General features: G+C 69.2%; 15 protein-coding genes and 2 pseudogenes. 4 read left to right on the top strand and 13 right to left on the bottom strand.

The window, feature by feature from the left end:
- Positions 1–223: 223 nt before the first annotated feature.
- A pseudogene (locus ABD355_RS14050) lies at positions 224–1288 on the top strand (arabinofuranosidase catalytic domain-containing protein); the annotation flags it as partial.
- A 69-nt stretch (positions 1289–1357) separates the two neighbouring features.
- On the opposite strand, the gene ABD355_RS14045 reads toward ABD355_RS14050, so the two are convergent.
- The 10 genes and pseudogenes from ABD355_RS14045 to ABD355_RS14000 form a co-directional block, all read right to left on the bottom strand.
- The gene (locus ABD355_RS14045) at positions 1358–2659 is read right to left on the bottom strand and encodes an RICIN domain-containing protein (RefSeq protein WP_344400581.1); all 1302 of its coding nucleotides are present in this window, start codon (positions 2657–2659) and stop codon (positions 1358–1360) included.
- Positions 2660–2704: 45 nt separating this feature from the next.
- Positions 2705–4687: an alpha-L-fucosidase gene (locus tag ABD355_RS14040; protein ID WP_344400579.1), complete on the bottom strand. Its 1983-nt coding sequence runs from the start codon at positions 4685–4687 to the stop codon at positions 2705–2707.
- Between the two features lie 69 nt (positions 4688–4756).
- Positions 4757–7165, bottom strand: a complete 2409-nt coding sequence (locus tag ABD355_RS14035; protein ID WP_344400578.1) for a ricin-type beta-trefoil lectin domain protein — start codon at positions 7163–7165, stop codon at positions 4757–4759.
- 23 nt (positions 7166–7188) lie between these two features.
- Positions 7189–9027, bottom strand: coding sequence for an RICIN domain-containing protein (locus ABD355_RS14030; protein WP_344400577.1), 1839 nt, complete (start codon positions 9025–9027; stop codon positions 7189–7191).
- Between the two features lie 15 nt (positions 9028–9042).
- Complete coding sequence (locus ABD355_RS14025; protein ID WP_425585748.1) at positions 9043–10458, bottom strand: arabinofuranosidase catalytic domain-containing protein; 1416 nt, start codon at positions 10456–10458, stop codon at positions 9043–9045.
- Positions 10459–10594: 136 nt separating this feature from the next.
- Positions 10595–12238: a glycoside hydrolase family 27 protein gene (locus ABD355_RS14020; protein WP_344400575.1), complete on the bottom strand. Its 1644-nt coding sequence runs from the start codon at positions 12236–12238 to the stop codon at positions 10595–10597.
- Between the two features lie 49 nt (positions 12239–12287).
- Positions 12288–13721, bottom strand: coding sequence for an arabinofuranosidase catalytic domain-containing protein (locus ABD355_RS14015; RefSeq protein ID WP_344400574.1), 1434 nt, complete (start codon positions 13719–13721; stop codon positions 12288–12290).
- A 272-nt stretch (positions 13722–13993) separates the two neighbouring features.
- A pseudogene (locus ABD355_RS14010) lies at positions 13994–15481 on the bottom strand (glycoside hydrolase family 10 protein); the annotation flags it as partial.
- A 55-nt stretch (positions 15482–15536) separates the two neighbouring features.
- Positions 15537–17990 (bottom strand): RICIN domain-containing protein, encoded by a 2454-nt coding sequence (locus ABD355_RS14005; protein ID WP_344400573.1) that lies wholly within the window; start codon positions 17988–17990, stop codon positions 15537–15539.
- A gap of 74 nt (positions 17991–18064) precedes the next feature.
- The gene (locus ABD355_RS14000) at positions 18065–19663 is read right to left on the bottom strand and encodes an arabinofuranosidase catalytic domain-containing protein (protein WP_344400571.1); all 1599 of its coding nucleotides are present in this window, start codon (positions 19661–19663) and stop codon (positions 18065–18067) included.
- 585 nt (positions 19664–20248) lie between these two features.
- Between ABD355_RS14000 and ABD355_RS13995 the strand changes: the two genes are divergently transcribed.
- Positions 20249–21271 carry a LacI family DNA-binding transcriptional regulator gene (locus ABD355_RS13995; protein WP_344400570.1) on the top strand — a complete coding sequence of 341 codons (1023 nt, stop codon included), beginning with the start codon at positions 20249–20251 and terminating at the stop codon, positions 21269–21271.
- Between the two features lie 14 nt (positions 21272–21285).
- On the opposite strand, the gene ABD355_RS13990 is transcribed toward ABD355_RS13995, so the two are convergent.
- Positions 21286–22119 carry a helix-turn-helix transcriptional regulator gene (locus tag ABD355_RS13990; RefSeq protein ID WP_344400569.1) on the bottom strand — a complete coding sequence of 278 codons (834 nt, stop codon included), beginning with the start codon at positions 22117–22119 and terminating at the stop codon, positions 21286–21288.
- A gap of 182 nt (positions 22120–22301) precedes the next feature.
- On the opposite strand from ABD355_RS13990, the gene ABD355_RS13985 reads away from it, so the two are divergent.
- Both ABD355_RS13985 and ABD355_RS13980 read left to right on the top strand, forming a co-directional pair.
- Positions 22302–22526 carry an Atu4866 domain-containing protein gene (locus ABD355_RS13985; RefSeq protein WP_344401210.1) on the top strand — a complete coding sequence of 75 codons (225 nt, stop codon included), beginning with the start codon at positions 22302–22304 and terminating at the stop codon, positions 22524–22526.
- Positions 22523–23257, top strand: coding sequence for an SDR family oxidoreductase (locus tag ABD355_RS13980; protein ID WP_344400568.1), 735 nt, complete (start codon positions 22523–22525; stop codon positions 23255–23257). Before ABD355_RS13985 ends, ABD355_RS13980 begins: the two co-directional genes overlap by 4 nt.
- A gap of 85 nt (positions 23258–23342) precedes the next feature.
- On the opposite strand, the gene ABD355_RS13975 is transcribed toward ABD355_RS13980, so the two are convergent.
- Entirely contained in the window at positions 23343–24668 is a 1326-nt protein-coding gene (locus ABD355_RS13975) for an LLM class flavin-dependent oxidoreductase (RefSeq protein WP_344400567.1), read from the bottom strand.
- The gene (locus ABD355_RS13970) at positions 24665–25729 is read right to left on the bottom strand and encodes an aliphatic sulfonate ABC transporter substrate-binding protein (RefSeq protein ID WP_344400566.1); all 1065 of its coding nucleotides are present in this window, start codon (positions 25727–25729) and stop codon (positions 24665–24667) included. The genes ABD355_RS13975 and ABD355_RS13970 overlap by 4 nt, the downstream gene beginning before the upstream one ends.
- Between the last annotated feature and the right edge of the window lie 20 nt (positions 25730–25749).

Raw genomic sequence — 25749 nt, 5'->3', positions numbered from 1 at the left:
AGGGAGTGTCCGACCGCCCTGCTGGGCCTCCAGTGTGACCCGGCCATCGATGCGAGCAGGCACCAGCGAGTACTTCAGCGAATCACGCGGCAGGCATTGACGTTTGTGGCGGGGTTCCCATCATCCTCAGAGTCCGAAGTTCCGACCACTGTTCGGTATTCCGGACATCGGTCTTTTCCGGCACTGCGCGAGACCGCACCCCCCACCACCGAAGGAGCCGCTCATGCCCTTCCGTCCACGGTTACGCCCCCTGCGGCACGCACTGTTCGCCACCGGCGCCGCCGCCGCGCTCGGCGTCGGCCTGCTCACCGCCGCAGCACCGGCCGCACCCGCCGCCACCTCGCTGCCCTGTGACCTCTACGCCGCCGGCGGCACCCCCTGCGTGGCAGCGCACAGCACGACCCGCGCCCTGTACGCCTCCTACAACGGGCCCCTGTACCAGGTGCGCCGCGCCTCCGACAACGCCACCCGGGACATCGGCGTGCTCAGCGCGGGCGGGGTCGCCAACGCCGCGGCGCAGGACTCGTTCTGCGCCGGCACCAGCTGTCTGATCACCGTCATCTACGACCAGTCCGGCCGGGGCAACCGCCTCACCCAGGCACCTCCAGGCGGCTTCTCCGGCCCGGCCGCGGGTGGCTACGACAACCTCGCCAACGCGACCGCGGCACCCATCACGCTCGCCGGACACAAGGCGTACGGCGTCTACGTGGCGCCCGGCACCGGCTACCGCAACAACCGCACCAACGGTGTCGCCAAGGGCGACCAGGCGGAGGGCATGTACGCCGTCCTGGACGGCACGCACTACAACGGCGGCTGCTGCTTCGACTACGGCAACGCCGAGACCAACAGCCGGGACAACGGCAACGGCACCATGGAGGCCATCTACTTCGGCAACATCAAGGTCTGGGGCTACGGCAGCGGCAACGGCCCCTGGATCATGGCGGATCTGGAAAACGGCCTGTTCTCCGGGGTCAACCAGCACTACAACGCGAACGACCCCTCGATCAGCCACCGTTACCTCACCGCGGTCATCAAGGGCGGCCCGGGCCGCTGGGCCATCCGCGGCGGCAACGCCCAGTCCGGCTCCCTGTCCACCTTCTACAACGGGGTCCGTCCCAACGTCGCCGGCTACAACCCGATGAAGAAGGAGGGCGCCATCATCCTCGGCATCGGCGGCGACAACAGCCACGGCTCCGCCGGCACCTTCTACGAGGGCGTCATGACCTCCGGCTATCCGTCGGACGCCACGGAGAACGCGGTACAGGCCAACATCACCCTGGCCGGATACGGCAGGTAGTCGGCGCATCGAGGTGTGCCGGGGCCAGGGAGACAGCGTGCCGTCCCCGGCCCCGGCGTTTCAGTTCTCCAGGCGCCAGTGCTGGTTCGCGCCGCCGGTGCAGCTCCACAGCTGGATCTTCGTCCCGTTGGCGGTTCCCTGGCCGCCGGCGTCCAGGCAGAGCCCCGACTGCACCGCCGTGATCGTGCCGTCGGGATTCACGTTCCACTGCTGGTCCGCCTGCCCGCTGCAGTCCCAGATCGCCGCCGCGGTACCGTTGCCCGCTCCCTGGCCGACGCCCAGGCATTTGTTGCCGTAGACGACCAGCTGTTTCCCGGCACTGTAGGTCCACCGTTGGTTGGAGCCGCCGTTGCAGTCCCACAGTTGTGCCTGGGTGCCGTTGGCCGTGGTGAAGTTGTCGATGTCGAGGCAGCGCCCCGACTGCTGGCCGACGATCTTCTGGTTGCCGGAGGGCGGTGGCGGGGGCGGGGGTGTGCTCGAACCGAACTGGGTGAAGAACTGCCACACCGCCGCCGATGTCCAGGTGCGCCAGCCGTCACCGGTGGAACCGTCGATGGGACCGGGGTCGTGGCCCGCCCCGTCGAACGCGGCCCAGACGACGGGGTATCCGGACCTGCATCCGGAGTAGGTGGTGATGATGTGCGTCAGGCTTCCGTTGGCCGGCTCGGGCGGGTTCTGCGGGGTGCAGCCGTTGGCCCGGACGAAGGTGTCGCGCAGTTCCCGGCCCAGGGAGATGGGCAGCACGTTGTCCCTGAGGCCGTGCAGACCCATGTACGCGATGGGCTGGGTGCCGCCGTTGCACCCGCTGAGGTTCGCCCCGGAGTAGACCGCCACCGCGCGGAAGACGGTCGCCCGGGAGCAGGCGAGGGCGTACGACATCGCACCGCCGTAGCTGAAGCCGGCGGAGAACAACTGGGTGGTGTCGACGCACAGGGCCGACTCGATCTGGTTGACCAGGGCGTCGACGAAGGCCACGTCCTGGCCGCCGGGGTTGGCCCAGCCGTTGCCGTTGCCCTGCGGGGCGACGAAGATCGTGCCGTTGTTCGCGCTGTCCGCCAGGCGCCTGAGGCCGTAGTAGGACCAGTTGTACCCGTCCGTTCCGCCCGAGTCGACGTCGTTCGCCGTGCCGCCCCGCCAGTGGAAGCCGAAGATCAGCCGGTAGGGGTGGTTGTTGTCGTAGCCGGCGGGGACCCGCAGGATGTAACTGCGGTTCTGGCCGCCGCTCTGAATCGTGTGGTTACCACTCGTCAGCGCCGGGGCCTTGCCGCAGCCGCTGCTCGCCGCCGCGGGTGCCCTGAGGCCGCTGCTGAACGAAGTGCCCGCAGTTGTCAGGACGAGAAGTAGCGCGGCCACGAGGGACATTAAGAGCGGTTTGCGTTTCATACACACCTTCTTCTGTCATCGGATTCAGACCGCGGTGATGGTCCATTCGTTGTTGGTGCTGGAGTTCGGCGTCCACAGCACCGTGGTGGAGCCGGTCGTGGTGGAGCCGCTGCCGTCGAGGGCGGTGCCGGTGCCGCGATTGACGATCTGGTAGCGGTTGTTGCCGAGGCTGTTCAGCGACCACTGCTGGTTGTTGCCGCCGTTCCACACCTGCTGGCGGGCGGGAGCGCCGTTGGCGGAGTTGCCGTAGCTGTCGGCGACCATGCCGTTGGTGCGGTTCACGATGCGGTGATAGCCGTTGCCGAGGTCGATCAGCTGCCACTGCAGGTTGCTGCTGCCGTCGTAGTTCCACTGCTTGAGGTTGGCGCCCGCTGCGACGTTGCCCCCGCTGTCCAGCACCAGCCCGCTGGTCACGTTGGCGATCTGCACCCAGGCCGTGGAGCCGCCCGGTGCGCCCAGCACGGGGATCTCACCGGAGAAGGTGAACTTGACCGTGTACGCCAGGGCGTTGAACGGCGGGTTGGACGAGGGCATGGCGAGGTGCAGGCCGGAGGCGTCCTGGATGGGTGCGGGCAGGTCGATGGCGGTGCCGGCGGTGTTGCCCAGCAGTTTGGCGCCGGTCAGGGTGCTGAGGTTGATCTGGTTCGAGTTCAGCGTCGTGATGGTCATGGTGCCGCCCTGCCAGCCCAGCGCGGTGGCGTAGAGCACCTTGTTGTCCCGGCTGCGGGTGAACCGGATGTCCTGCGGTTTGCCGGCCACCGGTCCGCTGAACGAGCCGCCGCCCATCTTGGTGGGGCCCTCGCCGTAACTGGTCCAGGAGCGGGTGCCGTAGACCGCCTCTCCGAAGCGGCCGAGCCAGTCGCCCATGGCGAGCAGGATGGACTGCTGCCCGGAGGGGATGGTGCCGTCGGCCATCGGGGCGATGTTCAGCAGCATGGTGCCGCCCTTGCTGACCCGGTCGATCAGCGAGTGCAGCAGGGCCTGCGTCGAGTAGTAGCCGATGCCGACCGTGTAGCACCAACTGGAGGAGGAGATGCTGTCGTCGGTCAGCCAGTAGGGGGTGAGCAGTCCGGCCGGGCCGCCGCGCTCGAAGTCGAAGACCTCACCCTTGTTGTCGAGGCCGTCCTTGTAGGTCGCGACCACGTCCTTGTTCCACGCGACGGCCTGGTTGTAGTAGTGCGCGAGGAACTGCAGCCGGTAGGACTCCTGCACCAGGTTCAGGTCGAAGTCCTGCCAGACCAGGTCCGGCTGGTAGCCGTCGATGACCTCGACCAGCTTGTCGTACCAGAGCTTGTTCTCCGCGGCCGAGCCCTGCTGGCCGTAGAGGATCCGCAGCGTCGGGTCGGACTGGGCGGGCACATGGTCGTAGTAGCCGTTGAAGTGGTAGGCGTGGTGCAGCGAGGCCATGAACTTCAGCCCCTGCCCGCGGATGGCCTGCGCGTGCGTCCCCACCAGGTCGAGCCGTGGGCCGTGCTGGACCGAGTTCCACGGGTTGGAGCGGCTGTTCCACATGGAGAAGCCGTCGTGGTGCTCGGCGACCGGACCCGCGAATCTGGCGCCCGCGGCCTTGAACAGCCGTGCCCAGGCGTCCGGATCGAACTTGCCGCCCTGGGAGGCGAGTTTCGGGGCGAACTGCACGAAGTTGCCGGCCTTGTCGCGGGCGCCGTCGATGAAGTTGTGGTACGGCCAGGCCGAGGGGTCGCCGTAGGTGTCGATGTGGTGCTGGTTCTCGGCCGAGCCGCCGATGTACATGTTGCGCGGATACCACTCGTTCCCGAAGGCGGGGACGCTGAAGACGCCCCAGTGGTAGTAGATGCCGAACTTGGCGTCCTGGAACCAGGTCGCGGCCGGAGGGTGCTGGTCCACGGAGGACCAGCTCGGGGTGTAGCTCGCGGGGCCGTCGGTCGCGGCGGCCTCGGGGGCGAACCGCAGCAGCCCGAAGGCGGTGGCCGCGCCGGCTGCCGCCAGCAGTCGGCGCCGGCTCAGCGGCAGGGAAGAGGAAGACATGGATGGGTGCCTCTCGGGGGGGATGACGGAGGTGGTGCGGGACCGGGTGCTCGTCAGCCGGTCACCGGATCAGTCGCGCGTCCACTTCTGGTTGCTGCTGCCGTTGCAGGTCCACAGCTGCAGCGGGGTGCCGTTGGCCGTGCCCGCACCGGTGGCGTCGAGACACAGACCGGACTGGGCACCGGTGATCGTGCCGTCGGCGTGCAGCGTCCACTTCTGGTTGCTGCCGCCGTTGCAGTCCCAGATGTCCACCTTGGTGCCGGGGCTGGTGCCCTGGCCCGCGGCGTCCAGGCAGACGCTGCCGTAGACCCGCAGCTCACCGGCCGAGGTGTCCGTCCACTGCTGGTTGCTGCCGCCGTTGCAGTCCCACAGCGCCACCTGGGTGCCGGCCGTGTGCGACTGGTTCGGCACGTCCACGCAGCGGCCGGAGGCGACCCCGACGATCGCGCCGGTCGTACCGCCGTCGCTTCCGCCGCTGCCGGGGGTGATGGACAGGTTGTCGAACTGTGCCGTCTCGCCCTGGCTGGTCCCGTAGCCGATCTGCCCGGTCGCCCAGGTGCCGTCGTTCACGGAACCGACCGTGGCACCGTCGACGACCGCGGTGATCGTGGTGCCGGAGAAGGTGAGGCCCAGGGTGTGCCACCGGTTGGTGCCCAGCGCGGCGGTCGTGCCGCGGGCCAGGGTGGAGACGGTGCCGTTGGTGTTCGAGTTCAGGATCGACCAGGTCCCGGTGTCGCTGACCCGCAGGCGGTAGGCGTTCTGCCCTCCGGTGCGGTCGTAGTCGTGTCCGCCCGCACGGCCGATCAGTTCGACGTATCCGGGCTGTTCCAGCAGCACGTCCGACGAGACCGTGTAGTTGCCCCAGCCCATGTCACCGAGCAGGGCGTGCGGATCGGTCAGCGAGTCCCAGGTGATCGGCTTCTGCGGGCTCATCTGGCGCACGCACCTGCCGCTGCGTTCGCCCCCGCAGCCCACCGTCTCGAAGGCGCCCTGCCAGTCCATGAGGTACTTGGCCTCGGTGCCGGTGGCGTAGCTGTCGAAGGAGTCGCTGTACGGCAGCTTCATCGTGCTCTTGGCGGGACCGGTCGCGGTGCCCTTGCCCTGTCCGGTCGTGGTCGTCAGGGTGTACAGGTGGCCGGGCTGGACGGTGAGGCTGAAACCGCCGCCGGACGGGGTGATGTCCGTGGTGTGCACGAACTGGTCGGCCGGGTTGCCGGAGCTGACGTCGGTGGACCAGACGTGGACGGTCCCGGTGGACAGCCCCCCGGTGACGTTGATGTTCAGCGTCTGGGCGCTGCCGGCGTCCATCGTCTCGATGACCGTGGAGTAGTCGGAGTTGTCGGTGGACTTCAGCGAGACATAGCTGCCGTTGTTGCGGTTGCCGCCGATGTAGCCGCTGGAGGCGTCCAGGTAGTGCCACCCCGGCGCGGTGAACTGGCTGGTGTGCGCCATCACCCAGGTGTTCTTGCCGACCGAGTAGGCACCGGACCACGGCTGCGAGGCCAGGGCGAGGCCCATGGTGGGGTACGGCAGGTTGGGTGTGAGGGCGGCGACCACCGGCCAGTTGAGATACGCGGTCATCCGTCCGTCGATGTATCCGCGGTTGATGCCGCGTGCCATGGCCTGCGCTCCCCCGTTGTAGTCGTCCGAGCCGTTCTCGCTCGCCCACAAGGGCTTGCCGGACGCCATGGCGGCCGACGGCACCGAGCAGTTCGACTGGGACGACCGGTAGCCGCAGGGATAGTGCGTGCCGATGGCGCTGACCGCGGAGGCGAACGCCGGGTTGGAGTTGATGTCGTTCGCCACGCCCCAGTCCGAGTCGGCCGCGACGATCTTGACATTGCCGTAGCCGTTGTTGTTGAGCGCGCCGCGCAGCTGCTGGTACCAGGAGACGTTGTAACCGCGCTCGTTCCATCCGCCGAGGTAGTCGATGCTCAGCCCGTGCTGCTTGGCGCAGCCCAGCCACGAGACCAGGTAGTTGACCATGTCGGTGGACCAGAAGTTCCCGCCGCCGATCCAGCCGGGCGCGCCCCAGGCGAGCCCGTACAGCTTGATGCCCGGGTTGCGGGCCTTGGCCTGCTCCATCAGCCACCACTCGTAGCCCCGGTCGCAGTTCAGGTCGGTCCGGGTGTGCTGGTGGCTGGGCTCGGCTCCCGAGGTGGAGTTGGTGTCACCGCCGATCTCGGCCTTCAGGATCTGCAGGGAGGCGCCATAGCCGGGTTTGAACAGGTAGTCGAGGATCTGGCCGCGCTGGGGCTCCGGGTAGTCGATCAGGAGTCTGCTGTTGCCGCCCCCGCCGCTGATCGCGCCGACGCCGTCGAAGGTCCGGCCGCCGGACGCGCCGTTGATGGTGAGGGAGGTGGCGGCCTGGGCCGGCGCGGCTGCTGTGCCGACGAGGCCGCCGGCGGCCAGGAGGAGGCCCGCGAGCACGGCCGCCGTGGCGCGCAGGCGCCGTAACAGCCGTCTGGATGCTGACACGGTGGGTTCCTTTCGCAGGTCGATCAGCGGAGGATGAAGTCCTGGTTGCTGCCGGGCGTGTTCTTGCACTGCCACTGGTCGAGTTGCTGTCCGAGGTTGCTGCCGGCGCCGTAGACGTCCAGGCACAGGCCGCTGTTCTTGTTCTGGAAGGCGTAGGAGCCGTCGGACTGAGGCAGCGGCAGCCAGAGGCCGCCCGCCGCGGTGCCGGGGGCCTGCTGGACGATGTCCGGGGTGCCCGCCGCCGTGGAGCCGCCGGCCGCCGCCACGTCCAGGCCGGAGCTCTGGGCCCGCAGTTCGCCGTAGCCACCGGAGGCGGGCACGAACCGGAACTTCTGGTTGGCCTGCCCGTTACAGGTCCACTGGTCGATCGCGGCACCGGCGCTGCTCGCGTTGCCGTGGACGTCCAGGCACAGGTTGTCGGAGGCGACCACGAGTTGGTGGTCACCGTCCGGGAAGCCGCCGCCACCGCCACCGGACGATGCGGGTGTCAGATAGACGGAGAAGGCGTCGTGCGCGCCCTGGAACGTGATCGGCACGGTGATGGACCCGCCCGAGGCGCTCACGTTCTGGTCGTACACCGTCTGTGGGGCGCCGAGCGGTGCCTGGTCGGGGATGCGGTGCACGGTGACGTGCACGCCGGCGTCACTCGCGAGCCAGGGCAGGGACGCCAGCCCGTTGAAGGTCACGGACGCGGCGCCGGTGTACCCGCCCGAGTCACCGATGATCGCCACCGCCCGCTTGTTCACGGGGTCCTCGGAGGCCGAGATCGCCGTCGAGCCGACCTGGCCGGAGGTGTCCACGAGGGTGCCGGTCATGTCGGCGTAGTCCCGAAGCGCCCACCAGTTGCCGGTCGGCTGCCAGCTGCCGCCGGTCTGGGTGAGGACTCCGGTCAGGTTCGGGGTGACGCAGCACACCCAGTTGCCGCGCATGGCGTTGGTGTACCCGGACTGCGCGAACCGGGCGAGATACCAGGCGGTCACCCCGGCGGTCTGCCGGTCGGCCGGCTGGTACTCGTTCGAGGACAGCGGCAGCGGACCGATGCCCGCCGAGGTCAGGGCGCTGTTCAGAGCCCGCGACACGGTGACGGGGTCGTCGACGTCGCCCTCGTTGTGGTTGGCGATCATGTCCGGCACCGTCCCGGCCGCCTTCACGTGAGCGAGCCAGGTCCGCCATTCGCCCGGGTTGCGCTCCGGGGTGAAGGCCAGTGACGGCCCGACGATCTGCGCCCCGGGGGCGATGCGCCGGATCTCCCGGTAGGCGGTGTCCCACATCTGGAAGTACTGGGCGCTGTTCACGCCCCGGGTCCAGAAGGCGGAGATGTCCGGCTCGTTCCAGATGTCGTAGGAGAACGTGAGCCCCGAAGCCCGCAGCGCTCCCACCGTGGAGTCGATGAAGCTGATCCAGTTGGAGCAGTCACCGTTGTCGCACGGGTACCTGGTGTTCGACGGCTGGCCGCCGTTCGCGCCGTAGATGTCGCTCACCAGCACCTGGTACTGCGCGTGATACGGCGGCCTGGTGAGCCGTTTCGCCTGCGCGGTGATCGAGTCGAGGTCGGCCCGGGTGGCCGAGCCGTACTGGTAGCCGTCTTTGATCCAGCCGCCGGAGAACCATCCGCCGCCGCGGAAGGCGTTGATCCCCAGCGGCTGGAGGTACTGGTCCGCCGGCCGGCTGCCGTCTTCGCTGAAGCCGTAGAGGAACCCCTCCCCCACTCCGGTCGACGGTCCACGCGCCGACGCCAGGTTCACGCTCAGCGAGATGGCCGAGGCGGCCCGGCTGGTGGCCGTCGACAGCAGCGGCAGCACGAGTGCCAGCAGGATGGCGGCCAGCAATGCGGGACGGCCGGGTCGCGCTCTGCTCCTCATCCGATCCTCCTGCGGTCAGTTCAGTGACCATTGCTGGTTGGACTGGCCGTTGCAGGTCCACAGTTCTACGGGGGTGCCGTTGGCCGTGGCGGCGCCCGTGACGTCCAGGCACAGGCCCGATGGGACGCTGGTGACGGTGCCGTTGGCGTTCAGCGTCCACTGCTGGTTGCTCTGGCCGTTGCAGGTCCAGGTGATGACCTTGGTGCCGGGGCTGGTGCCCTGCCCGGAGGCGTCCAGGCACAGACGGCTGCCGCCGGAGTCGACGGTGAGCTCGTGGGAGGCGGTCTGGGACCAGGTCTGGTTCGCGGCGCCGGTGCAGTCCCTGATCTGGGTCTGCGTACCCGGCGTCGTGGACCCGCCGGGCACCTCCAGGCACCGGCCCGCGCCCACCGCGTGCAGCGCACCGGTCGTACCACCGCCGCTTGTCACCCCGTAGCCGGCAGCGGTGACGGCGGCCTGGACGGCGTTCTCGGTGGCGTCGGAGGGGTACCCCGCCGTCATCGCGCCTTCGAAGAACTCGCCGACGCCATTGGGACTGTTGTCGCCCCCCGTTCCGAGCAGGACCGAGCTGTCGACCTTCATGGGCGAGTAGCCGTTCGGCAGGGGGCCCGAGAAGGTGGTGGTCAGGCCGCCGCTCGTGCCGTTGCCGTATTTGAGGGTGAAGTTGCTGGTGCCGTTGTTCTTCAGCCACGCGCTGACGAACGGGTAGTGCACGCCCGGGTTGTTCGGGTCCTTGTTGGAGCCGGTGTTGGTGTGGAACATGCCGTTCTCCAGGTCGGCCTCGACCCACGGGCCGCTTCCGGTGCAGCCGCCGAACCAGCAGGCGTTGCCCCAGTAGATGGCGTTCATGGTGGCGTTGCCGGTGTCGGTGTGGGAGTTCTCGCCGCTGCCGTAGTCGAAGCAGCACCACTGGTTGGTGTAGTTCGACGACGTCACCATGTAGATGCCTTCGGGCTGCGACCCGGTGGGCACGCCGCTCGCGTGGTCGATCCGGTAGCCGACGCCGGGGGTGACCTTGACACCGAAGACCTGATGGCCGGCCGCGGTCACCGGCAGGGCCATGGCGTCCGCTCCGATGTCGGATCCGTTCGGGCCGGGGCCCTTCCAGTAGCCGCCCCAGGAGATCGGCAGGTCGTTGTGCCTGGCCGTCTGGTCGTAGATCTTGGTGATCGTGCACGAGGTGCCCCGGCAGTACGACACCTGGGACGCAGCGTCCGCGTATCCGCCCGCGCCGAGCACCCCGATGTCGCGGTAGCCATGATCGGAGGACCGCTGGATCTGGTACAGCGGCCCGTTGTACGAGGCGAAGAGCGCCCTGGTCGTGGAGTGCGCCGTCACGCAGGGCGTACCGCCCGCCGCGTAGATGTCGCACGGAAGCGACACGTCCGCGGCGGACACGGGCGCCGGTGCGCCGAACACGGCCAGGGCCATCGCCAGGGCGACCAGGAGCACTACGGGAAACCGCCTGCCCCGGCGGTGTGTTGCTGATCGGAGCACGGAAACCTCCTCTGTCGCGGTGCCGTCGCGCTACGGCACCGAAGCTGCCGTTGGCCGTGGGGAGAGGGAGTCAGCCCAGCGTCCACCGCTGACTGCTGCTGCCGTTGCAGGTCTCCAGCTCGGCCAGGGCTCCGTCAGCCGAGGACCCTCCGGTGACGCCCAGGCAAAGGGCGGACTGGACGCCTGTGATCGTGCCGTCGGCGTTCAGCGTCCACTGCTGGTTGGTCTGGCCGTTGCAGTTCCAGATCTCCACCTTGGTCCCCGGCGTGGTCTGGTTGTTGTAGGCGTCCAGGCACATCTGGGAGCTGCCGGAGTAGACCGTGAGCTGGTTGGAGGCGGTGTGCGTCCAGGTCTGGTTGGCGCCGCCGTTGCAGCTCCAGATCTCCACCTGGGTGCCGGCTGTCGTGGTGGAGTTCGGTACGTCCAGGCACTTGCCGGCGCCCACTGCGTGCACCGCACCGGTCACACTGGTCCCGCCGCCGCTGGTGCCGCCGGCGACCCGGTACATCACGGTGCCGTGGGCCGGCACCCGGGCGCTGATCGTGCCCGAGGTGGTCGAGGACGCCCCCGACCACAGGTCGGTCAGGGTGTAGGCGGACGCCCCGGTCTTCCCGATCGCGGCCGTGGTGGTGGTGATGGTCGCGGTCGAGCCGGTCTCGTTGAACAGCGCCACCGACACGTCCCCGTTGGCCAGCGGCTTCGCGAGCACGTCCAGGCCGCCCGAGGACGACACCATGGTGCCCTGTTTGCCGAGAGGGTCCTGGTCGACCGCGATCACCCGGGAGTTGGTCAGCGTGGACAGGGTGTCCGCACTGGCCGAGGAGATGTTGGTGCCCGCGATCAGCGGCGCGGCCATCTGTGCCCACAGACTGAACTCACTGCGGCTCTCGGTCGTCGTCAGCGAGCCGTTGCCGACCTCCAGCATGTCCGGGTCGTTCCAGTGGCCGGGTCCGGCGTACGAGGCCAGTCCGACGTTGCTGTGGAAGATCGACAGCATGCTGGAGTAGGTGGGGCTGATGTCCCCGGTGGTGCGCCAGCTGTTGCCCACGTCCGCGCCCCAGGTCCACACGTTCTCCTGGCCCCAGTTGCACAGGCTGAACAGGATCGGCCGTCCGGTGGCCGCCAGGGCGTCCCGCATCGCGGTGTACCGGGTCCTTGCCGGCACCCCGGTGTTGTTGCAGTTGTCGTACTTCAGATAGTCCACGCCCCACGCTGCGAAGGACTGCGCGTCCGTGGTCTCGTGTCCGAGGCTGCCGGGGTATCCCGCACAGGTCTCGGTGCCCGCGTCCTCGTAGATGCCCAGCTTCAGGCCCAGCGAGTGCACGTAGTCCGCGGTGCCCTTGATGCCGTCGGGGAACTTGGCCGGGTCCGGCACCAGCCGGCCGCCGGAGTCGCGGTTGTGGGTCATCCAGCAGTCGTCGATGTTGACGTACGCATAGCCCGCCGCCTGCATGCCGTTGCTGTGCATCGCCTGCGCGGTGGACTTGATCAGCGACTCGGAGACGTTGCAGCCGTACGCGTTCCAGTCGTTGAAGCCCATCTGCGGGGTGAGCGCCAGTCCGTTGCCGAGCGCGGCGGCGGGCTGCGCCGTGCCGAGGGAGACGAGCGGGGCGGCCACGGCGAGCAGCACGGCCGAGAAGGCGAGCGCCAGGGTTCTGCGCAGGGACAGCAGTGGTGGGAGCGGCCGAAGGCGCCTGGCTCGCGCACGGGTCATGGGCATAAGTCATCGACTCCTGAGGCGAATTGGGAGAAGCGGGCGGAGTTCAGCGGTAGCCGGCGGCGGTGACGTCGGCCTGCACCGCGTTGTCGGTCGCGTCGGAGGGGTAGCCGGCGACGACGGCTCCTTCGTAGAAGGTGCCGGCGCTCAGGTTGGCTCCGCCGCCGGGCTTGCAGCAGTCGCCGCCGCTGCCCAGGACGATGGCCCCTTGTTTCTTCATGGGGCTGTATCCGCCGGGGAGTCCGCCGTCCCAGAGGGTGGTCAGGCCGCCCGACTGGGCGTTGCCGCCCTTGAGGGCGAACCTCGACGTGCCGTTGTTCTTCAGCATCGCGGTGACGAACTTGTTCGCAAACGCCCGCTGGTTGGTGTTCCAGGACTGGCTGCCGCCGGAGTACAGGCCCCATTCGAGATCGGCCTGCACCCAGGGACCGCTTCCCTGGCAGCCGCCGAACCAGCACTGGGTGCCGAAGTTGATCGCGTCCATCGCGCCGGCGGCGTCGGCCTTCCGGGTCGTCTCGCTGTTGCCGTAGTCGAAGCAGCAGCCGTTGTTGACATGGGTGCCGCTGGTCACCATGTACGCCCCCTCGGGTGCGGCACCGGTCGGTACGCCGGTGAGGTGTCCGTCCCGCCAGTAGCTGTTCCCGGGGTTGATGTACAGCGAGTACGCCTTGGTGCCGCCGGCGGTCAGCGACTCGGAGGTCGCCTTCGCGGGGCTGCTCTGGCTCGATCCCGGGACCTGGGCCGAGCCCTGGTACCACAGGTCGTTGCCGTGGCCGGACTGGTCGCGGACGACCGTGATCACGCACGAGGTGCCTGCGCAGAAGGAATCCTGCGCCGCCGCGTCGGCGAAGCCCCCTCGGGTCAGCACGCCGATGTCCCTGGTGGCGTTGTCCGAGGCGCGCCTGACCTGGTAGAGGGAACCGTTGTACGAACCGTAGAGCGCCCGCACGGTGCTGTGCGCGGCCACGCACGGGGTGCCGCCAGCGGCGTAGATGTCACACGGACCGGATCCGCCGGGCGGGGGCGGGGGCGGGGCCGTCGAGACGCTCCACTTCTGGTTGCTCTGGCCGTTGCAGGTCCACAGGACGACCGCGGTGCCGTTGGCCGTCCCCGCCCCGTTGACGTCCAGGCAGAAACCGGACCGGACGCCGGTGACGGACCCGTCGGCGTTCTGCCGCCACACCTGGGTCGCCCGCCCGTCGCACTCCCGGATGACCACCGGACTTCCCGGAGTTGTCCGGTCGTCGGAGGCGTCCACGCACCGGGTGCCGTTCAGCGTCCTCAGCTCACCGGCCGAGGTGAACTCGAAGGCCTGATTGGCCTGTTCGTTGCAGTCCCAGATCTCCAGCGTCGTTCCCGGTGTGTCGACGTTGCCCTTGACGTCCAGGCATCGCCCCGACGCCGTGCTCACCAGGGGTGCCGACGACGCCGACGCCGACCATGTGGGGGCGGTCGTCAGCGACAGGGCGAGCAGTGCCATGACGCATACGACGGCGGCCGATAAGCGTGGCCGCCGAGTCATGGCGTATCCACAGAGAACCCTCAGACATCCCATGTCGCATAGGTGTCCCATAGGCTCATGACCCTGTCAATAGAGGCCGCGGAGCGATTCGCGAGGCCGATCCATCCCATGTTTCCCCTGGTCAGGGCGACATGAGGGCATGCCGAAACCCGCGTCCGGCGACGGCCGCCGTGCCGGGCGCGGGGGTTCGTGGCGGGGGCCCTGACTGGGCGCCGATCACCTCACGTGAGGGTCCAGTGCTGGTTGGCGCCGCCGTTCGAGTCCCAGATCTGGACGGGGCTCCCGTTGCCGTTCTGCCCGGCCGGAACCTCCAGCGCCCGGCCGGAGGCGACGTTGGTCAGGGTGTAGGAGCCATCACCGTTCCGGGTCGCCCGCCAGTGCTGGTTGGCGCCGCCGTTGGCGTCCCAGATCTCCATCCGGGTGCCGTTGCCCGTCTGACCGCCGGGCTCGTCCAGCACCCGCCCACTGCCGACGTTGGTCAGGGTGTACGAACCGTCGCTGTTCTGGCTCGCCCGCCACTGCTGGTTCGCGCCGCCGTGGGAGTCCCAGACCTGCAGGGGCGTGCCGTTGGCCGTCTGCCCGCCCGGGACGTCCAGCGCCCGTCCGGCGGCGACGTCGACCAGCGAGTACACCGTCCCCGTGACGATGCCGCCCGGGTTCCCCGTACTGCCGCCCAGCGCGGACAGGGCCGCGTCGTACGCCGGCTTCTTGTTCCCGCCCGCGTCGAACAGCAGCGGGTTCTCCCCGGTGCGCCACGAGTCGCTGTCGCGGATGCCCCAGACGGTGATGCCCGTGCAGCGGGCGACGTTCATACAGGCCCTGACGGTGTTCGCGTACGCCGACGCGGGTGCCTGCGCGATGTCCAGTTCGGTGATCTGCACGTCCACGCCGAGGGCGGCGAAGTTCGACAGCGTGGTCTGGAAGCTCGCGGGCGGGCCGCCGGTGCCGAAGTGGGACTGGAAGCCGACGCAGTCGATGGGCACACCGCGGGACTTGAAGTCGCGCACCATGCTGTAGACGCCCTGGGTCTTGGCGTCGGTCCAGTTCTCGATGTTGTAGTCGTTGTAGCAGAGCTTGGCGGAGGGGTCGGCGTTGCGGGCGGTGCGGAAGGCCTCCTCGATGAAGCCGTTGCCGAGCACGTCCTGGAACACCGAGCTGCGGTGCTGGCCGCTGCCGCCGTCGGCGAAGGCCTCGTTGACCACGTCCCAGGCGTAGATCCTGCCCTTGAAGTGGCTCATCTCTGTGGTGATGTGATTGTCCATCACACTGCGCAGGGTGTTCGCGTCCCTGATGGAGCCGACCCAGCCGGGCAGTTGGGAGTGCCAGACCAGGGTGTGGCCGCGCATCCGCTGACCGTGCGCCACGGCGTGGCCGACGATCTGGTCGGCGGGCCCGAAGTTGAAGTTGCCGCGGGACGGCTCGGTGGTGTCCCACTTCATCTCGTTCTCCGGGGTGATCATGTTGAACTCCCGGTCGAGAATCGTGGAGTACGTCGAGTCGCCGAGCTTTCCGGCTGCCACGGCCGTGCCGAAATAGCGTCCGCTGTCGGCGGCGGCCGTGCCCAGCGTGCCGGATGCGGCATGCGCGGCGGGGCTCGCCGGGCCGGCCAGGGCCAGTGCCGCGCCGGCCGCCAGTCCGGCGGCCAGGGCGAGGACCTTGTGGGGGCGGGGCTCCTTGCCTAGCCCGGCAGCGGGCAGGGGTAACGAGTACTTCTTCATCAGCGTTCCTCACTGGTGCGGGACAGTGGGTGGGGTGAACGAGGACGAGGGCCGGTCAGCGGGGGGTGAAGTCCTGGTTGCTGCCGGCCGTGTTCTTGCAGGGCCACTGGTCGAACTGCTGGCCTAGGTTGCTGCCGCCGCCGTAGGCGTCGAGGCACAGGCCGCTGTTCTTGTTCTGGAAGGAGTACGAGCCGTCGGACTGCCGTACCGGCAGCCACAGGCTCGCGGCCGCGCCGTCCGGGGCCTGCTGCACGATGTCGGGCGTGCCGGCGGTCGTGGAGCCGCCCGAGACCGCGACGACCTGTCCGGAGTGCTGCGCCCGCAGCTGCCCGTAACCGCCCGAGGCGGGCAGGAACTCGAACTGCTGGTTGCTCTGCCCGTTGCAGGTCCACTGGTCGATCGCGGCGCCCGCGCTGCCGGAGTTGCCGTACACGTCCAGGCACAGACTGTTGCTGCCGATCACCAGTTGGTGGGAGCCGGTGGGGAAGCCGCCATCACCGCCCCACGACTGGACGCCCGCTTGCTGGATGACCTGCCTCGCGCCCTGCGGCCAGTCGGTGCCGCTGACCAGGACGTTGCCGGTGAGGACGTTGTTGTGCGGCGGGCCGGTGGCCACATAGGTGTTGCCGCCGTTGTACCAGTTGCCGGAGAAGGTGCTGTCGTCGGTGTGGTTGTTCGCGTTGGCGTTGGTGAGCGCCCAGTTGCCGGCGTCCTGCACCACGTTGTCGGACACCTTCAGATACCGGGAGCCCTCGTCCAGGTACAGCGCGGTGGTGCGGTTGTTGTCGTACATGTAGTTCTCGGAGATCACCGAGCCGGGGCTCGCCGACAGGCTGTAGATGCTGCCTCCGTCGAACATCGCGTTCTTGGTGTCGAAGACCAGGTTGTACGAGACGGTGTTGTTCTTCAGCGTCGTGGGAGTGCTGTAGACGGGCTGGTAGTTGTACGTGCCCCGGTTGGCGTAGTCCTGGCTGCCGCCCGGGTCGTTCATCCCCCAGCCCCAGCCGATGTCGATCCCGTCGTAGGGCAGGTGGTCGCACTGGTTGTGGGTGATCGTCGCGTTCGTGACGTAGGTGGACAGGATGCCCGCGGTCTCCTTGTAGTCGGTGCCCACGCCGCTGACCTTGTTGTTGCTGATGGTGATGTCCCGGTTGGTCATCTGCGGGTTGCCGGGGTGGTGCGCGTCGGGCTGGATGCCGCCGACCTGGATGCCGCCGCCGGCGATGTCCGTGAACGTGTTGCCGGTGACGGTGACGTTGCTCGCGCCGAGCCCGGTGCCGGAGGCGGTGGCGACACCGTCGTTGCCCACGCCCACTCCGGCCTGGCCGAGTTCGGAGAACGTGTTGCCGGAGAAGGCGATGCCGGTGGCGGCGGAGACCTGTACGGCCGCGGGCATCTGCACCCAGTGGTTGCGGGTGGCCTCGAACTGTGTGCACCCCGACTTGCAGGTGCTCAGCCAGTTGGCGGGCATCGCGTAGGCACCGGTGATGTGCGCGCCGCTCTGCTGGTCCGCGTAGCCGTCGGGTCCGCTCGGGCCGAGCCAGGATGTTCCCGTGAACCGGATGCCGCTGAAGGCGAGGCCCTTCGCCGGTGAGTCGTAGCTGCCGCTGATGCCGAGCAGGCTCTGCAGCCGGGGCAGTTCGACGTCGAGGCTGTTCGGGTTCTGCCCGGGCTGGGCCCGGTAGTAGAGGTCGCCGGTGGACGAGTCGAGGTACCACTGTCCGGCCTGCTTGAGGAACGCGTAGTTGTTCTCGAGATACATCGTCCCGCCGGCGAACGGCGCGTTGATCGTGTCGTAGCCCCAGGAGTTGTTGTTCCACGCGGGCTGCTGCATGGTGATCGTTCTGCCGCTGATCGACTGGACCGGCGCGTAGCGGTCGGTGAAGGAGTTGATGCTCTCGACTTCCATGTGTTTCTGGTCCGTGAGGCCGGCCAGATAGTCGAGGGAGGAGTCGTTGACCGTCAGGCCGGTCTGCGTGAAGGTGAAGCCGGAGCGGGGGACCTGGATCGCCGCGCGCGGCGCCTGCCGGCCGTTCACGTACAACTGGCGTGTGTTCACCCCGGTGCCGACGTGGACCGACCAGATATTGCTGTTCTGATCATGCACCTGCCAACCTGAGAGCTGCTGGGCGCCGCTCACGACCGGCTGCTGGCCGGCCATGGCCTGATAGGTGATGGTGTGGCCGTTCTGACCGCCGTCTCCGGAGCCGAAGGTCAGCGGCTTGGACAGCCGGTAGGTGCCACCGGCCAGGTACACCACGACGTCCGCGTCGGCCGAGAGCCGGTGCGCGGGCTGCTGCGCCTGCTCGATCGTGGCGAACGGCTGCTCGGCGGTGCCGTTCCCGCCGGGAGCCGCACCCGGCGCCACGTACAGGGCGGTGGCGGCCGCTGCCTGGCGCTCGGCGGGTACGGCATGCGCGGCCCCGGTCGTGGCCAGGCTCTGGGCCAGTAGGGCGAGCAGGGCCAAGGGGGCGGCCCAGAGGCCGTGGAGCGCTCTGGCTCCGGACATCGTCATCCTCCAGTGGGGGGTGCATGAGGGCCCGTGGCCGGGTGTGCGCCGGCCACGGGACGGGGCCGTTCAGATCAGTTGAGACTCCACTGCTGGTTGGACTGGCCGTTGCAGGTCCAGAGTTCGGCCAGGGCGCCGTTGGCAGTGGAGGCGCCGGTGACGTCGAGGCAGAGGCCGGACTGGGTGCCGGTGACGGTGCCGTCGGAGTTGAGCTGCCACTGCTGGTTCGCGCCGCCGTTGCAGGGCCATGTCTCCACCTTGGTGCCGGCGGAGGTCTGGTTGTTGTAGGCGTCCAGGCACATCTGGCTGCTGCCGCTGTAGACGGTCAGCTGCCCCGAGGACGTACGCGTCCAGGTCTGGTTGGCGGCGCCGCTGCAGTCCCAGATCTGCAGCTGGGTACCCGCCGTGGTGGAGGAGTTCGGCACGTCCAGGCACTTGCCCGCGCCCACCGCGTGCAGCGCACCGGTGCCCGTCCCGCCGGAGGAGGAGTTGCTGTATCCGGCCGCGGTGATGTTGGCCTGGACCGCGTTCTCGGTGGCGTCCGACGGGTAGCCGGAGGTCATCACGCCCTCGTAGAAGGTGTCTTGGGCGCCCTTGCTGTTGTCGCCGCCGGTGCCCAGGATGATGGCGCCCTGTTTGCGCATCGGGTTGTAGCCCGCGACGTTGGGACGCACCCCGTCGTAGAAGGTGGACAGCGAGCCGGACTGGGCGTTGCCGCCGCGGATGGCCCAGTGGTTCGGGCCGCCCTTGATGATGGCGGTCGTGTACCGGTAGTTGATCGTCGGGTCGTTCGCGTTGTAGTGCTGGTTGACCCCGGAGAACAGGCCGTTCTCCAGGTCGGCCATGATCCAGGGGCCGTTGCCGCTGCCGTAGCCCCAGACCTTGATGTTGCCGAAGTAGATGGCCTCCATGGTGCCGTTGCCGTCGTCGTTGCTGTCCGTCTCGGCGTTGCCGTAGTCGAAGCAGCAGCCGCCGTTGTAGTGCGTGCCGTCGAAGATCGCGTACATGCCCTCGGGGTTGTCCCCGGTCGCGATGCCGTTGGTGTGGTTGTTGCGGTATCCCGTGCCGGGCGCCACGAAGACGCCGTAGGCCTTGTGACCTCCCACCGTCGTGGGCGCGGCGGTCGCGTTCGCGAGGTTGTCGGGGCCGCCCGCCGCGCCGCCGCCGGGCGCCTGGGTGAGGTTGTTGCCGCGGCCGGACTGGTCGTACACGATCGTGATGAGACAGGTCGTGCCCGAGCAGAACGAGTCCTGGGCGGCGGCGTCGGCGTATCCGCCGGCGCTGAGGACGCCGATGTTCCTCGTGGTGTTGTCCGAGGCACGGCGGACCTGGTACAGCGGCCCGTTGTACGAGGCGTACAGCGCTCGTGTCGTGCTGTGCGCGGCGACGCAGGGCGTGCCGCCTGCGGCGTAGATGTCGCACGGCCCGGAGGTGGCGGCACGGGCCGTGCCGGACGCGGCCGTGGCGCCGGCCAGTGTGCCGAGGACGAGCACGGTTGCGGCGCCCGCGCGGGCGAACACCTTCGGCAGCGTGCCCGGCGAGCGCGTCGGCGGAGGAATGTGTGCCCGGTCCGGTGCGTCGTCCGGTCCGGCACGGTGCAGTACTGCGGCGAGCAACCGCTGGACGCCACCGAGAGCGGACAACGGGCGGCGTCTCGTACGGGTGGTTCCCATCTGATCTCCCTACCGCGCCGACGCAACCCGGTCGGGTTGTGGTGGTGGCGCTGACAGCTGCGGAAGCGCTTGAACGTGCCGTTGTGCAGTGGGATTGCAGAGAGGTTTCGGGGGAGGGTGCGGAATCGATTCGACTGCTGATTCCTGTGGTTCGCAAGCTGTCGGCGGCGTCGAAAAGTTGCGGTGTGACGGGGGGCGGACGGCGGCGCGACCGCCCTCGCCGCGAGCGCTGTGGGCCGCGCGGGGGTGACCGACGGGCGGTTCCTGATCACCCGGGTGACCTTCATCGCGCCGGTGAGCAGGGACACAGCGGCCATGGCGGGGCTCCGGAAGGCCGGTTGGGACAGGCACCGGCCAAGTCGGCAAGGTTTCGGCCCACATGTTGCGCCGCCTGCGCCTCACGGGACGCCCTTGACCTCGGGCACCGCCGGTCGTGACGTCCGTCGAAGCGCTTGCGCGAATCGGTTCGCTCCACGCACGGACATCCTCGACGGCCCGGGGCGGGGCACTCGAACGGCCACCGCAGCCGCGAGGACCCCACCGGAGGTATTCTTTCGGCCCGCGGGCACGTTCTCGGGGAGCTGCATGAACATCGGGGAGATCGCTCGGCGCGCCGGCGTGTCACGCAGCACGGTGTCCTACGCGCTCAGCGGCAAACGCCCCGTCGCGAACGGCACCCGCAGACGTATCCAAGACGTGATCGACGAATTGGGGTATCGCCCCAACGCGACCGCGAGGGCCCTCAAGGAGGGCCGCACCCGGACGATCGGTCTCGTCGTCCCGCCGGCCCGCAACAGGCTCACACACATGCAACTGGACTTCGTCGCGAGCGTGGTCGACGCCGCCGCACGGGTCGACCTCGATGTGCTGCTGTCCCCTTCCGGCAGGGACCATGACCGCTCCTTCGAGCGGTTGGTCTCGGAAGGCCGCGTGGACGGCATCATCCTGATGGAGATCCGCCTGGAGGACGCTCGCGTGGGTCGCCTGCAGGACTCCGGGCTGCCCTTCGTCGGCATCGGGCACACGGCCGGCGACCGGCAGATGTCCTGGATCGACGTCGACTACGCGGGCCTGGTCCGGCACAGCGTGCGGCACCTCGCCGATCTGGGGCACCGCCGGGTGGCGCTGATCACTCGTTCCCCGGAACTCGTCTCGGCCGGTTACGGCCCGGCGTGCAGGGCCAGGGACGGCTTCGAGGCCGCCGTGGCGGAACGCGGGCTCGACGGCATCGAAGTGCCGTGCGGGGACGATGCCCGCTCGGGTCAGGAATGCCTCGAGGCGCTCCTGCGCAGCCATCCGGACCTCACCGCTGTCACCACCATCAACGAGGCCGCCCTGCCCGGCATCCAGCGCGCGCTGGCAGACACCGGCCTGAGGGTGCCGTACGACTTCTCCATCACGGGAGTGGCGGCCAGGACCTGGGCGGAGGACTTCCGGCCGCCCCTCACCGCAGCGGACGTACCGGCCCTGGAAATGGGCGAAAAAGCCGTTTCCCTGCTGGTGGAACGCATCACCGCGCCCGACACCCCGCCTCGGCACATCCTGTTGACTCCCCCGATCTCGCTGCGCTCCAGCACGGCCGCCGCCCGCACCGGCCGCCAGGGGTGACCGAAGCGTTTCGGCTACCCGGCTGTCCGGTTCGAGGTGGCGTGGAGGGAGCCGAGCAGGTTGAGGGCCTGGGCGCTGGGGCTGCCGGGTTCGGCCTGGTAGACGACGAGTTGCTGGCCCGGAGCGTCACGTACGTCGAAGGCCTGGTAAGTGAGGGTGAGGGTGCCGACCTCGGGGTGGAGGAAGTGCTTGGCGTCCTGGGTCTTGCCCCGCACGGCGTGGGTGGTCCACAGCCGGGTGAAGTCCCTGCTGTGCTCGGTGAGGACGCGGACGAGCTCCCGCAGTCGCGGGTGGTCCGGGTCGAGGCCGGCCGCCTGGCGCAGGTGGCTCACGGTGGCCTGCGCCGTGTGGCTCCACCGGGTGTAGAACTGCCGGCCCGCCGGGTCGAGGAAGGTCATGCGGGCCAGGTTGTCCGCCCGCTCGAAGGGTGAGTGCAGGGCCTCGGCCAGGGCGTTGGTCGCCAGGATGTCCAAGGTCCGGTTGATGACGAACGCCGGTGCGCCCGGGGAGCCGTCCAGCAGTTGGCGAAGGGCGGGAGTGACCCGGTCCGTGGTGTGGGTGAACCGGTCGGTCGGCGCCGTCCCGGCCAGCCGGTGCAGATGCGCGTGGGCATCGGGGTCCAGTCGCAGGGCTCGGCCGAGCGCGTCGAGTACCTGGGCCGAGGGGTGGCGTTCGCGTCCCTGTTCCAGGCGGGTGTAGTAATCCGCGTTCACCCCCGCCAGGACGGCGACCTCCTCACGGCGCAGTCCGGCGACTCTGCGCACGCCGTGGCTCGCCATGCCGACGTCCTGCGGCCGCAGTGCCGCTCTGCGTGCACGGAGGAACTCCCCCAGATGGTTGTCGGTCATGTCCTCAGGCTAGGACGCACGGTCGGTGTGGTGCCTGGGTGCGCTGCACCCGGGCACCACACGTCCTGGTCGGTGGTCTTCGACCTGTCCAGACTCGGTCGGGCAGATGGATCCGCACCCAGGGACGAAGGGAGTCCGACGTGACAGGGAACCCTGAACAGGGCGATGTCGACGTGGTCGGCATGTGGAGGACCGCGGACGGTCACATCCGCCAGGAACTGCGGGCGGACGGCCGGTACGAAGAGGCCCGCGGCAGCCGGAGCAGGGCGTACACGGGCCGCTACACGGTGACCGGCAGCCACATCGACTACGTCGACGACTCCGGGTTCACCGCGACGGGCGACATCCGTGACGGCGTGCTCTTCCACGAGCACCTGGTGCTCCACCGAGAGGAAAAGCAGGCATGACGGAGGCAGCCAAGGCCGTGGTGGTCACCGGAGCGAGCAGCGGGATCGGAGAGGCGACCGCCCGCCGACTGGCCGCCGACGGCCACAGCCTGTTCCTCGGGGCACGACGCGCCGGTCGGCTGGAGGCGCTGACCGAGGAGATCACCACCGCGGGCGGCACCGCGGCGTTCCGGCGGCTGGATGTCACGGATGCCGCCGATGTCCGGGCCTTCATGTCCGCCGCCCGCGAAAGCTACGGCCGAGTGGACGTGGTGGTCAACAACGCCGGGGTGATGCCGCTCTCGCCGATGGAAGCGCTGAAGACCGATGAGTGGGACCGGATGATCGACGTGAACGTGCGGGGAGTCCTGCACGGCATCGCGGCCGCACTGCCCGCGATGCGCGCTCAGGGTGGCGGGCACTTCGTGAACATCGCCTCCGTCGGCGCATACGAGGTCTCTCCCACCGCCGCCGTCTACTGCGCGACGAAATTCGCCGTACGCGCGGTCTCCGAAGGACTTCGCCAGGAGTCCACCGGGAACATCAGGGTCACTCTGGTCTCCCCGGGCGTGACCGAGTCCGAACTCGCCGACGGCATCTCAGACCCCGCTGCCAGGGAGGCCATGAAGACCTACCGCGCCGTGGCACTGCCGGCCTCCGCCGTCGCGGAGGCCATCGCCTACGCCGTTTCCCAGCCTTCGCATGTCGACGTCAACGAGATCGTCGTACGCCCCTCCGCAAGCGCCCAATGAACCGCGGCAGCGGCGGCGGACTCCCGCCGCTGCGGCACTTGCGGCAGCGGCGGGAGTCGTGAGCGGGTGGTCCGTGGGGTGCCGGTCAGGCATGGAACTGGTTCGCCGGGACCGACAGTCCGTAGTGCTCGCGCAGCGTCGTGCCCTCGTACTCCTCGCGGAACAGGCCCTTGCCGCGCAGGATCGGCAGAACGTGCTCGACGAAGGCCGCCAGGCCCGACGGCAGGGCGGGGGCCATGATGTTGAACCCGTCCGCCGCGCCGCCCTCGAACCAGGCGATGATCGTGTCCGCGATCTGCTCGGGCGTGCCGACGAACTCGAAGTGGCCGCGTCCGCCGCCGAGCCGGGAGATGATCTGCCGGACCGTCAGCTGCTCACGCACCGCCAGGTCGATGATCAGGTCGGAACGGCTCTGTGAGCCTTCCAGCTTCGGCCTCGCGAGGATGAAGTCCGGCAGCGGCTCGTCGAGTCGGAAGACCGACGGCTCGGTCTCGAACACGGCGGCCAGCTGGCGCAGCCCGTACTCCGGGACGCGCAGCTCGTCGAACTGCCGGGCCAGCGCCCGGGCCTTTGCCTCGGTCGACCCGATGTACGGGACGATGCCCGGCAGGACGATCACACCGTCCGGGTCGCGCCCCGCGGCCCGGGTGCGGGCCTTGATGTCGGCGTAGAAGGCGGCCGCCCGCTCGTACGTCGTGTGCGCGGTGAAGATGGCCTCGGCGTGACGCGCCGCGAAGTCCTTGCCGTCCTCGGAGGAGCCGGCCTGGACGAGCAGCGGGTAACCCTGCGGCGGGCGCTCGACGTTGAGCGGGCCTGCCACCTTGAAGTACCTGCCCTCATGGCCGAGCCGGTGCAGGCGCTCGGGGTCGGCGTAGCGTCCCGTGGACCGGTCCGCGACGACTGCCTCCGACTCCCAGCTGTCCCACAGGGCTTTGGCGACCTTCAGGAACTCGTCGGCGCGGGCGTAGCGTTCGGCATGGTCGGGGCGGGCGTCGAGGCCGAAGTTGGCGGCCTCGTCGGCTCCGGCCGAGGTGACGATGTTCCAGCCGGCGCGGCCACCGCTGACGTGGTCGACGGAGGCGAGCCGGCGGGCCAGGTTGTACGGCTCGTTGTAGGTCGACGACACGGTCGCGATGAGACCGATCCTGCTGGTCGCCTGGGACAGCGCGGTCAGCAGGGTGAGCGGTTCGAGCTGGCCCGGCGGGCGGAACTCGCCGGTGCCGATGAGCGCGGGGCCGTCCGCGAGGAACAGCGAGTCGAACTTGGCGCTCTCGGCCAGCTGCGCCAGCTCGATCCAGTGCCGCAGGTCGAAGTCCGCGCGTGGGTTGCTGTGCGGCAGGCGCCATGCCGCCTCGTGGTGGCCCGCCTCCATCAGGAAGGCGTTGAGGTGAAGCTGCCGTCTCGCCCTCATGAGGTGACCTTCAGCTTGGAACTGTCGTAGCCGGCCGGGAGGAGGTTGTCGACGATGGACGGGACGTCGACCTTCTTGGTGATCTGGCCCGCCTCCAGGAAGGCGTCGGCGAGTTTCTGCTCCAGAGCGATGTCGGCCGGCACCACCGGGGTCACCCGGTTCGAGTAGGCCGCCAGGGACGCCTTGGCGTCGGCGAGCGGGATGCCCTGCTCCTGCGAGAGCGCCTGCGCGTATGTGGCCGGGTTCTTGACGCCCCAGGCGAACTCCCGTGACAGCCTCTTCAGGACGTCCGTGAGCGCCGCACGCTTGGTCTCGTCCTTCAGCGACGCGTCACTGGCGACGTAGTAGCTGCTGGTCTGGTCGATCGGCGGGAGGCCCTTCACCAGGATCCGGGCGCCGTTCTTGACCGCGATGGCCGACTGCGGGTTCCAGATCGACCAGGCGTCCACCTTGCCTGTGTTGAAGGCGGTCGCGGCGGCCGCCGGATCGAGGAAGACCAGCTTGGCGTCCTTGGGGGTGAGACCGACGCTCTTCAGCGCGTTCAGGGCCAGGCCGTGGGCCGAGCTGCCCTGCGGGACGGCGATCCGCCTGCCCTTGAGGTCGGCGGCCGTCTTCAGCGTCGAGCCCTTCGGCACGATGATGTTCTCCACCGCCTGGTCGGGCGTGAGCGACCGGTTGACGGCGACGACCTTGAAGCCGTACTCCTTCGCGGCCCCGGTGATCGGCGGTACGTCGCCGACGCTGCCCAGGTCGATGTCGCCCGACGCGGCCGCCTGCACCAGCGGCGGGCCGTAGGTGAAGCGGGCGAACTTCACCTTGTACGGGGCGTTGTCGAAGACGCCGGTCAGCTTCGCCAGGGCCTCGCTGCCGTCGCCGCCGTTGTCGCCCACGGTGAAGGTGTACTTGCTCCACTCGGGGTGCTTGGCGTCGCTCGCGTCGACGGCGTTCTTCAGCGGCGCGGCGGTGTGCGACGACGAGCCGCAGCCGACGAGGGTGCCCGCCAGGGCGAGCGCGCCGACGGCGCCGACGACTGTGCTGGTTCTCTTACGTGTGGAACGCATGGGATGTCGTGTGCTTTCTG

This window comes from Streptomyces longisporus, assembly GCF_039532765.1.
GTDB lineage: Bacteria > Actinomycetota > Actinomycetes > Streptomycetales > Streptomycetaceae > Streptomyces > Streptomyces longisporus.
Note: the sequence above shows the minus strand (reverse complement) of the source record. Positions and strands in the feature narration are given on the sequence as shown.